The following is a 9,700-nucleotide window of genomic DNA, read 5'->3' on the forward strand; positions in this document are numbered from 1 at the left end:
CTCTCGGCCGATACCTCTTTGTGGAACCCCAACCTCGTCGAGAACGAGAAGCCGGTCGATCAGCCCGACCAGCCAGGCTACCACTTCGAGCGCGACATCGCCGACCACGCGATCGGCTGGCTCCAGCGGCACAAGGCCAGCGCGCCGGACAAGCCGTTCTTCATGTATTACGCCTCGGGCGCCGCGCACACGCCGCATCAGGCGCCGCAGGAATGGCTCGACAAGTACAAGGGCAAGTTCGACCAGGGCTGGGACAAGGTCCGCGAGGAAACCTTCCGGCGCCAGAAGGCGATGGGCCTGATCCCGAAGGATTCCGTGCTCTCCCCGCGACCGGCTTCGCTGCCCGCCTGGGATTCGCTCGATGCCGAGCACCGCAAGGTCTACGCCCGGCTGATGGAGGCCTATGCCGCCACCGTCGCTTATGCCGATCATGAGACCGGCCGCCTGATCCAGTCGCTGAAGGACAGCGGCCAGTACGACAACACGATGATCGTCTATATCGAGGGCGACAACGGATCGAGCGCCGAAGGCGGCCTCGACGGCCTTGCCTTCGAACAGTCCGCGATCACCGGGCACCAGGAGACCTTCGCCGAACTCGCCTCGCACTACGACGAGATTGGCGGGCCTTACGTCTACAACCACTTCAACGCTGCATGGGCCTGGGCGATGAACAGCCCCTATCCGTGGTGGAAGCAGATCGCCTCGCAGGCGGGCGGCACGCGCAACGGCATGGTCGTGTCATGGCCCGCGCGCATCCGCGACGGCGGCACCTTCCGCGGCCAGTACGCCCACGTCAGCGACGTCGCGCCGACGATCCTGGAAGCCGCAGGCGTCAAGGCTCCCGAAACCGTGCAGGGCGTGAAGCAGCAGCCGATCGACGGCATCAGCCTCGCCTACAGCTTCGCGGCACCCAAGGCCCCATCCGCAAGGCGCACGCAAATCTACGAGATGATGGAGAACTTCGGCATCTACCACGATGGCTGGATGGCGGGCACGCTGCCCAAGCGCATGGCCTGGGAAGTGGGCGTGGGCGAGGACCGCAAGCTCGGCGTCGGCCCGGAGAACCGCAAGTGGACCCTGTTCAACCTCGACAGGGACTTTACCACCGCCAACGACCTTGCAGCGAAGAATCCGGCGAAGCTCAAGGAACTGCAGGATCTGTTCTGGAAGGAGGCGGCGGCCAACAACATCCTGCCGATCCACGACTACAGCCAGGGTGCCGAGGGCCGTCCGACGCTTGGCGGCAACCGCACCGAGTTCACCTATCTCGCCCCGCTCAGCCATCTGAACGAGGACGCCGCGCCGCACACCATCGGCAAATCCTTCACGATCGACGCCGACGTGGATCTGCCCGCAGGGGCGCAGGGCGTGCTGGTGACGCAGGGCGGGCGCTTCGGCGGCTATGCCTTCTACCTGAAGGACGGGGTGCCAGTGTTCCACTACAATGCGGTGGGGACTGACCAGTTCGCCATCCGCGCGGCGGAACCGGTTACGGCAGGTCACCATACCCTGACTGCGGCTTTCCAAGCGGACAAGCAGGAGCTGGGTTCGGGCGGCACGCTGACGATCAGCATCGATGGTAAGCCGGTTAGCAGCGGGCGGATCGGGCGCACGATCCGGGGCTGGATGTCTCATACCGAGGGGTTCGACGTCGGCATGGACACCATCACCCCGGTAAACGGCGACTACACGATCGCGAGCAGCCGGTTCTCGGGGACGCTTCGCAAACTCGAGTTCAAGCTGAAGTAACTTTTATATGTGGGGCGATACCGCATTCGAAGCGCCGTTCCGCACTTTGGGCAAGATCGATCAGGGGCCGTACTTCGCGGTCAAGATGGAAGCTGGCGGGCTGGGCACTGCAGGCGGTCGCAAGACCAACGCCGAAGCTCAGGTTATCGACTGGAGCGGCAACCCGATCCCCGGTTTTACGCTACGGGCAACGCGATGGCGGCGGTGCTGGGCGACGTCTACGGCGGAGCGGGCGGCACATTAGGGCCAGGCATGACCTTCGGTTACATCGCTGGACGTAATTTGGGAGAGCATATTTCCAATCACTGAGATATCCAGCGCCGATAAGGGGAAGCAGATTGCTAATGCACTTTGCTGCCCGCGACTTGGCCCCATCTACGGCGAGCCATGGGCACCATGATAAGAAACCGGACTTTCCGAACCTAGTAGCGAAAAATTGGCCGCTGAGCGGCCGGAATGGGTCGGTGCCAGTCTCTTGGACACTGAAAACTCTAACCGAGGTTGCATCCGTGGATCAGTGGCGCGGGCGAACAGACACTACGCATAAATTCTGTCCTGCCTGAGCATGAGGGGCAGCCCAGACAATTTGCACTAATCGGCGCTGGCAAATGCCGCTTTGGGCCAATTCCTGCGTTCAGGGGCGCATTTCTGTCGGTTCGGCACTTCAGTGCCCTCGCCATTGAAGGCCAGGCGCGATCCTGCAAATCTTTGGATGAAGGGCGATGGCCTTGCAGGCGATCATTTTCCCCACGAGTTCATGGAGCTGGATTTTTGGTATCCGGTCCGCCGAAATGAAGGAGGCACCAAGCAGGATTTGAACAAAAAACCCTGATATACCAATCTGTTGCAAAAATGTGCAATGTGCGGAATTCGGATTATAAATCACTCTCGAACCCCATCTGATTGAAAACAATCAGATTTATGGGGCTGGAAAAGTGTGGCTCCCCGAGTAGGATTCGAACCTACGGCCATTCGATTAACAGTCGAATGCTCTACCGCTGAGCTATCGGGGAGCAGCCTGTCAGTGTTACCACCGCCGGGCAGGGGTGCGCCAATAACAGCTTCATCGGCCTTGGCAACCCCGTGATGCAGAAAATCTGATCTATTTTCGAAATTTCTTCCTTCAGACCTGGAACTGCTCGGCGAAGATCCGCTCCTCCAGCGTGAAGCCGGGGTCGAACAGCAGGGTCAGCTCCTTTTCCGCCGTCGCGCTGATCCGCACGATGGCGACATCGCGCACTTCCTTGTGGTCGGCGACGGCGGCGACGGGGCGCTTGCCGGGCTCGAGAATACGCAGCTCCACGCTCGCGCTTTCCGGCAGGATCGCGCCCTTCCAGCGGCGGGGGCGGAACGGGTTGAGCGGCGTCATCGCCACCATGCGCGAACCCAGCGGCAGAATCGGACCATGGGCCGAGAGGTTGTATGCGGTGGAGCCCACCGGCGTCGCCAGCAGGATGCCATCGCCCGCCAGTTCCTCCATGCGTACCCGTCCGTTGATGCGGACTTCGATCTTCGCGGTCTGGCGCGTTTCGCGCAGCAGCGAGACTTCGTTGAAGGCATAGTAGCTGAACTTGCTGCCGTTCTGCGTCACGGCATCCATGCACAGAGGGCGCACGGGGACCGGATGCGCTTCGGCCACGCGCCGGGCAATGGTCTCGCCATCCTCGAGCGGGCCGTTCATCAGGAATCCCAGCGTGCCCAGGTTCATGCCGTAGACCGGCTTGATCGAATCATGGTCCAGCAATTCGTGCAGCACGTGCAGCAGGAAGCCGTCTCCGCCCAGCACGACCAGCACGTCGGCCTCCTGCGAGGACACCCATGGATGCGAATCGCGCAGGAGCATGGCCCCGGCCTGGGCCTTGGCGCTGTCGGAGACGATGAGCGCCAGCTTCACGTCTTTCCCCATCATGTTTTCCGAAGGTCCCATTCCGGGACCGGGGCTCGCGAATTTTGAAGGGTTTTGCAAGGGGTTTGGGTTATGGCGGCGTGATGGGCGTTAAACTGAACGATGCAGGCATGAAAGATCGGGTCCGCAATCCTGCGAAGCGGATCGAGGATCGTCTGTCCGGCATTCCCGGGCTCGACGCAGTCCACGATCGGATCGCCGCGTGGCGCGAAGACCCGGCGCTGATGCCGCACCTGGCGCATGTCCATGCCATGCTGCTCAGTCTGCGCCGCCTCGACGCCATCAACATGGCTTATGGCGAGGCGGCGGGCGACGGCGCGCTGGAGGAAGTCGCCGCGCGGATCGGCCACTTCGCGGAACAGGAGCTCGACGGCCCCTGGCTGCTGGCGCGGGCAGGGGGCGGCAGCTTCCTTCTCGTCGCTAACGAGGCCTGTAGCCGCGAGCGCTGGCAGCTTGTGGCGGACCAGCTGGCCGACATGATCGCGCGGCCGATCCCGGTCAGCACCGGCATGCTGCGCCTCTCCCCCCGTGTCGCGCTGATCCGCGCGCTGACCGGCGAGAGCGTCGAATCGATGCTCGACCGTCTCGGCCACGCGCTGGGCGAGGCCTACGAGCAGGCCGGCACCCGCCTCGCCTGGGCCGATGGCGAAGTGACCCCACCCGGCCGCTCGGCGCAGCAACTGGAGGCCGACCTCCTTGTCGCCATCGACCGCGACGAGATCGAGGTGCTGTTCCAGCCCCAGTTCAACCTCGCCGACGACCGCCTGACCGGCGCCGAGGCGCTCGCCCGCTGGAACCACCCGGAACTCGGCCGTATCGGCGCCGGTGCGCTGTTCGCCATCGCCGAGCGCGCCGACCACATCGGGCCGCTTTCCCGCCATATCGCCCGCAAGGCGATGTTCGCCGCGCGGGCATGGCCGGGCCAGCTGCGGCTCTCGATCAACGTAACGCCCGCCGACCTCGCCTTCGCCAGCTACACCCGGCAGATGTTCGAGCTGATCCGCGAGACCGGCTTCCCGCTGCGGCAGCTGACGCTGGAGATCACCGAGCAGGCGCTGATCGCCGATATCGAGATGGTCGCGCAGACAATGGCGGAATTTTCGGCGCAGGGCATCCGCATCGCGCTCGATGACTTCGGGGCTGGGTTCTGCAACTTCCGCTATCTGAAGGTGCTGCCGATCCATTACCTGAAGCTCGACCGCTCGATGATCGACGGCGTGACCACCGACCGCCGCGACGTGGCCGTGCTGCGCGCGATCGTGGCGATGGCGAGGGCGCTGGACCTCGAAGTGATCGCCGAGGGGATCGAGGAAGAAGGCCAGCGTCAGGTCGCGGCGCGCGAGGGGTGCGCCTATTTCCAAGGGTTTCTGCGGGCGCAGCCTATGAGTGCGGCGATGTTTGCGAAGCTGGCCCGGGCTGAAGGGAAGAAAGAGGAAAGCAGGGGAGCATAGCCCCCCTGCACCCCCGATATCTGTCGGCGTGGCGCGTGCAGCGCATTGCGGGCTGATTTGTGGCCTGCGGCGCTTTTTTTCGCTGTTTCCCTCGTCACCCTGAACTTGTTTCAGGGTCCATCGCGCCGTGTAACTCTGCCGTAGCGCAAGCAAACCGAGGGGGCAGCTCTGCGGCACTACCTTCCGGCTAAGTCTGCCTAATGGACCCTGAAACAAGTTCAGGGTGACAGGGCCTCAAAAGCGCCGCTGCCTATCTGTTCTAAACATCACAGTGAGAGCACGACGCTCCTTCGCGCGCAACCTCTGACATTTCACGGGAAGCAGGGGTGCTAAACCCCTGCATGCACCTCAATGCGCGCCCTGTATCTCGTTACGCGCAGCCTGCGCGATGAAAGCGCTGCGCGTCAGGCTGCGTTCGGCCGCGGCTTTGTCGATCGCGTCGAGTATACCGCGTTCGATCGACAGGTTTACCCGCGCCACGCGATGATCGTTGACGATCCAGGGGACCGCGATCAGCGTGCCTCCATCTTCGCTTTCGATCCCGTCGAGCGGTGTAGGTTCGCGCCAGGGCTGGTCCTCGAACCACAGTTCGAGGGCTTCGCAGGCTTTCGGCAGAATGTCCTCGGCGCGATCGGCGGCGGCGAAACAGCCGGGCAGGTCGGGGAAGGTCAGGCCGTAGGCACTGTCCTCGTCCTTGTGCATGATGGCGTAGAAGTATTTCACGGCAATCGTCCTGTCATAGCCAACCTGCCATTTTCGCGATCGAACGCGCGGTGCCGATCGGCAAATCCTTCTTCGGATGCGGTACGATCAGTGTGCGGTCGTCCTTGCGGTACTTGGCATGTGAGCCTTGGGTCGAGACATGCTGCCATCCTTCGGCCTCAAGCCGTTTGATGATGGCTTTGCTGTCACGATGCATGTGTAAATAAATACACACTGATTGCGGTCAGGACAAGGGGTCACCCCTTGCGCGCCACTGCACTCAGCCCCTTGGTCAGCTGCAGCAAACCGTTGAGCCTGCTTTTTGGATCGCCCCATGCGCGCTGCAGCACCAGCTTGTTGTCCGGCCGCAGCTTTACCGCGCCGTTCAGCCGCTCGGCATAGGCGATCAACCCAACCGGGTTCGGGAAGCTGTCGTTGTGGAAGCTCACCAAAGTCCCGCGCGGGCCCACGTCGATCTTGGCGATGTGCGCCTCGATCGCCTGCCGCTTGATCTGGATCAGCTGCACGAGGTTCGCGGTCGGTTGGGGCAGGGGGCCGAAGCGGTCGATCATCTCGGCGGAGAGCGATTCGATCTCCGCGCGCGAATCCGCATCGTTCAGGCGGCGGTAGAGCGCCATGCGGACGGCGAGGTCCGGTACGTACTCTTCCGGGATCATGATCGGCGCTTCGACGGTGATCTGCGGGGACAGGCCCGAGGTGTCCTTCTCCAGCCCGACGCCGCCGGCGCGCGCGGCGAGGATCGCGTCCTCCAGCATCGACTGGTAGAGTTCGAAACCGACTTCGCGAATGTGGCCGGACTGCTCGTCACCAAGGAGATTGCCCGCGCCGCGAATGTCGAGGTCGTGGCTGGCGAGCTGGAAGCCTGCGCCCAGCGAATCGAGATCGCCCAGCACCTTGAGGCGCTTTTCGGCGACCTCGGACAGGGCGCGGTCGGGTGGGGTCGTCAGATAGGCATAGGCGCGCAGCTTGGATCGGCCCACGCGGCCGCGCAGCTGGTAGAGCTGGGCGAGGCCGAAGCGGTCGGCGCGGTGGATGATGATCGTGTTGGCGCGCGGAATGTCGATGCCGCTTTCCACGATCGTGGTGGAGAGCAGCACCTCGTACTTGCCCTCGTAGAAGGCGCTCATGCGCTCTTCCACGTCGCCTGCGCTCATCTGGCCGTGGGCGGAGATGTACTTCACCTCGGGCACGTTCTTGTGCAGCCAGTCCTCGATCTCGGGCATGTCGGAGATGCGGGGGACGACGATGAAGCTCTGACCGCCGCGATGGTGTTCGCGCAGCAGGGCCTCGCGCATCACCATCTCGTCCCATTCCATCACATAGGTCCGCACCGCAAGGCGATCGACCGGCGGGGTCTGGATGGTGGAGAGTTCGCGCAGGCCGCTCATCGCCATCTGCAGGGTGCGCGGGATCGGCGTGGCGGTCAGCGTCAGCACGTGCACGTCGGCGCGCAACTGCTTCAGCTTCTCCTTGTGGTTCACGCCGAACCGCTGTTCCTCATCGACGATGACAAGGCCGAGGCGCTTGAAGCTGACCGTCTTGGAGAGGATCGCGTGCGTGCCGCAGACCACGTCCATGGTGCCGTCCGCCAGCCCGTCGCGGGTGGCCTTGGCTTCCTTTTCGGGCACGAGGCGCGAGAGGCGGCCGACGTTGAGCGGGAAGCCCGCGAACCGGTCCGCGAAGCCGGAGAAGTGCTGGCGCGCCAGCAGCGTGGTCGGCGCGACGACGGCGACCTGCTGGCCCGCCATCGCGGCGACGAAGGCGGCACGCAGGGCCACTTCGGTCTTGCCGAAGCCGACGTCGCCGCAGACGAGGCGATCCATCGGGCGGCCGCTGGAGAGGTCTTCCAGCGTATCGGCGATGGCGGCTTCCTGGTCCTCGGTTTCAGCCCAAGGGAAGCGGTCGACGAACTGGTTGAAGCTCGATTCCTCGGCGACGAGCGCGGGCGCCTCGCGCAGCGCGCGTTCGGCGGCGGTCTTCATCAGTTCGCCCGCGATCTCGCGGATGCGCTCCTTCAGTCGGGCGCGGCGCTTCTGCCAAGCCTCGCCGCCCAGCTTGTCGAGCAGGGCGCCTTCCGCCTCGCTGCCGTAGCGCGAGAGGACGTCGAGGTTCTCGACCGGGATATAGAGCTTGTCGCCGCCGGAGTAGGTCAGCATCACGCAGTCGTGCGGGCTCTTGCCGACCGGGATCGACTGCAGGCCCTCGTACCGGCCGATGCCGTGGTCCATGTGGACGACGAGATCGCCCGGCGTCAGCGCCGCCAGTTCGGCGAGGAAGGCGTCGGAATCCTTCTTCTTTTTCTTCCGGCGGACGAGGCGGTCGCCCAGGATGTCCTGCTCGGTGATGACTTCGACGGAATCGTTGGAGAAACCGGTCTCCAGCGGCAGCACCAGTGCGGCGGAGCGGCCCTGCACGGCAAGGCCCAGCGCTTCCTGCCAGGTCTCGGCGACGCGCGGCTCGGGGCCTTTCGCTTCGCCGAGGATCGAGACGAGGCGGGCGCGGCTGCCGGGCGAGTAGGCGGCGAGGATCGCCTTGCGGCCCGACTTGGCTATGGCGTGGAGGTGCTTGGCGGCCGCCTCGTAGGCATTGTCTCCGCGTGCGCGTTCGGGCGCGAAATCGCGCGCGTTGCCGAAGCCGAAGTCGATCACCTTGCCGCTTTCCGGCTGGGCGAAGGGATCGGCGCGGTGGACCGGGTGGGCGGCGATCAGTTCGTCCAGTTCGTCCTTGCCGAGATAGAGCGAATCGGTCGCCAGCGGGCGGTAGGAGCCGGCCTTCTGGCCCGAGGTTTCGAGACGGGCCTTGTGATAGTCCGCGACATCGGTGACGCGCTCGTCCACGGCGCCGATCGCGGCGGTGTCCATCACGATCAGGTCATCAGGGCCGAGGTGGTCGAACAGGGTGACCAGCCGGTCCTCGAACAGCGGCAGCCAGTGCTCCATGCCCGCAAGGCGGCGCCCGTCGCTGACCGCCTGGTAGAGAGGGTCGGCCGTGGCGTTGGTGCCGAACATCTCGCGGTAGCGGGTGCGGAAGCGCTTGACGGTGTCCTCGTCCATCAGAGCTTCGCTGGCGGGCAGCAGCAGGTGGTCGGGCACGGTGCCGCTGGAGCGCTGGGTGCCGGTGTCGAACAGGCGCAGCGTTTCCAGCTCGTCGCCGAAGAAGTCGAGGCGCAGGCCGCCTTCGAGGCCCGAGGGCACGATGTCGAAGATCGAGCCGCGAACGGCGAACTCGCCCGCGTCGATCGCGGTGTCGGTGCGCTGGTAGCCCTGGCGGCGCAGCAGGCCGATCAGGCTTTCGTGGCCGATCTCCATGTCGGGCTTGAGCAAGCGCACCGATTCGCGGATGCGGAACGGGGTGAGCACGCGCTGGAGCAGGGCATTGGTGGTGGTCACAAGAAGCTGCGGCCCCTGTCGCTTCAACTGCAACGCATGGAGCGCGGCGAGGCGGCGGGCGCTGACCGAGAGCGCGGGGCTGGCGCGGTCATAGGGCAGGCAGTCCCACGCGGGGAACTCGATGACCTCCAGTTCGGGCGCAAAGAACTGCGCGGCGCTGGCGACGGCGCTCATCGCCTGGTCGTTGTCCGCGACGAAGACGGCGCGGCCTTTCGCAGCAATGGCGCGGGCAAGGTCGGCCATGACCAGCGGCTGCGAACCGCGAGTGACCGAAGCGAGGGTCAACGGCGCCGAGGCCGTGATGATGCGGGAGAAATCAGTCATGACAGGGGTGATTGGCGGGATATGCGGGGCCGCGCGGAAATACAATCGTCTTCCCGCGTCGTCCCGGACTTGATCCGGGACCGCCGGCGGTCTTTAGGTAGGAGCTTGCTGCGCGCGCCGATGAGGTGGGCGGTTCACCGCCAGCGGTCCCGGATCAA

At 64.7% G+C, this 9,700-nt stretch carries 7 protein-coding genes and 1 tRNA gene; 3 read left to right on the forward strand and 5 right to left on the reverse strand.

Features of this window, described 5'->3' with window-relative positions; genetic code table 11:
• Both ACYPYD_RS10190 and ACYPYD_RS10195 read left to right on the forward strand, forming a co-directional pair.
• Positions 1 to 1,749 (forward strand): sulfatase-like hydrolase/transferase (locus ACYPYD_RS10190; protein ID WP_459663010.1); only part of this gene is annotated, 1,749 nt, incomplete at its 5' end.
• A gap of 7 nt (positions 1,750 to 1,756) precedes the next feature.
• On the forward strand, positions 1,757 to 1,993 hold the full coding sequence (locus ACYPYD_RS10195) for an FAD-binding protein (RefSeq protein WP_008832665.1): 237 nt from the start codon (positions 1,757 to 1,759) through the stop codon (positions 1,991 to 1,993).
• Positions 1,994 to 2,687: 694 nt separating this feature from the next.
• Here the strand turns inward: ACYPYD_RS10195 and ACYPYD_RS10200 are convergent.
• Both ACYPYD_RS10200 and ACYPYD_RS10205 read right to left on the reverse strand, forming a co-directional pair.
• Positions 2,688 to 2,762: transfer RNA gene (locus tag ACYPYD_RS10200), tRNA-Asn, on the reverse strand.
• A 110-nt stretch (positions 2,763 to 2,872) separates the two neighbouring features.
• A complete protein-coding gene (locus ACYPYD_RS10205) occupies positions 2,873 to 3,658 on the reverse strand; it encodes an NAD kinase (RefSeq protein WP_231958138.1) in 786 nt (261 codons plus the stop codon).
• Between the two features lie 107 nt (positions 3,659 to 3,765).
• On the opposite strand from ACYPYD_RS10205, the gene ACYPYD_RS10210 reads away from it, so the two are divergent.
• Complete coding sequence (locus ACYPYD_RS10210) at positions 3,766 to 5,106, forward strand: EAL domain-containing protein (RefSeq protein WP_459663012.1); 1,341 nt, start codon at positions 3,766 to 3,768, stop codon at positions 5,104 to 5,106.
• A gap of 348 nt (positions 5,107 to 5,454) precedes the next feature.
• Here the strand turns inward: ACYPYD_RS10210 and ACYPYD_RS10215 are convergent, their stop codons facing one another.
• The 3 genes from ACYPYD_RS10215 to mfd are packed head-to-tail and all read right to left on the reverse strand — an operon-like array spanning position 5,455 to position 9,542.
• Positions 5,455 to 5,829, reverse strand: coding sequence for a type II toxin-antitoxin system HicB family antitoxin (locus ACYPYD_RS10215; protein WP_271181039.1), 375 nt, complete (start codon positions 5,827 to 5,829; stop codon positions 5,455 to 5,457).
• Positions 5,830 to 5,842: 13 nt separating this feature from the next.
• Positions 5,843 to 6,025, reverse strand: coding sequence for a type II toxin-antitoxin system HicA family toxin (locus ACYPYD_RS10220; protein ID WP_285021933.1), 183 nt, complete (start codon positions 6,023 to 6,025; stop codon positions 5,843 to 5,845).
• Between the two features lie 40 nt (positions 6,026 to 6,065).
• Positions 6,066 to 9,542, reverse strand: a complete 3,477-nt coding sequence (mfd, locus tag ACYPYD_RS10225; protein WP_459663014.1) for a transcription-repair coupling factor — start codon at positions 9,540 to 9,542, stop codon at positions 6,066 to 6,068.
• Positions 9,543 to 9,700 lie beyond the last annotated feature (158 nt).

Source organism: Novosphingobium sp. 11B (assembly GCF_054589055.1).

Excerpts from the sequence above, each read along its gene's own strand:
- mfd (WP_459663014.1), bottom strand. The coding sequence starts at position 9,542 with ATGACTGATTTCTCCCGCATCATCACGGCCTCGGCGCCGTTGACCCTC.
- ACYPYD_RS10195 (WP_008832665.1), top strand. The coding sequence starts at position 1,757 with ATGTGGGGCGATACCGCATTCGAAGCGCCGTTCCGCACTTTGGGCAAG.
- ACYPYD_RS10205 (WP_231958138.1), bottom strand. The coding sequence starts at position 3,658 with ATGATGGGGAAAGACGTGAAGCTGGCGCTCATCGTCTCCGACAGCGCC.
- ACYPYD_RS10220 (WP_285021933.1), bottom strand. The coding sequence starts at position 6,025 with ATGCATCGTGACAGCAAAGCCATCATCAAACGGCTTGAGGCCGAAGGA.
- ACYPYD_RS10210 (WP_459663012.1), top strand. The coding sequence starts at position 3,766 with ATGAAAGATCGGGTCCGCAATCCTGCGAAGCGGATCGAGGATCGTCTG.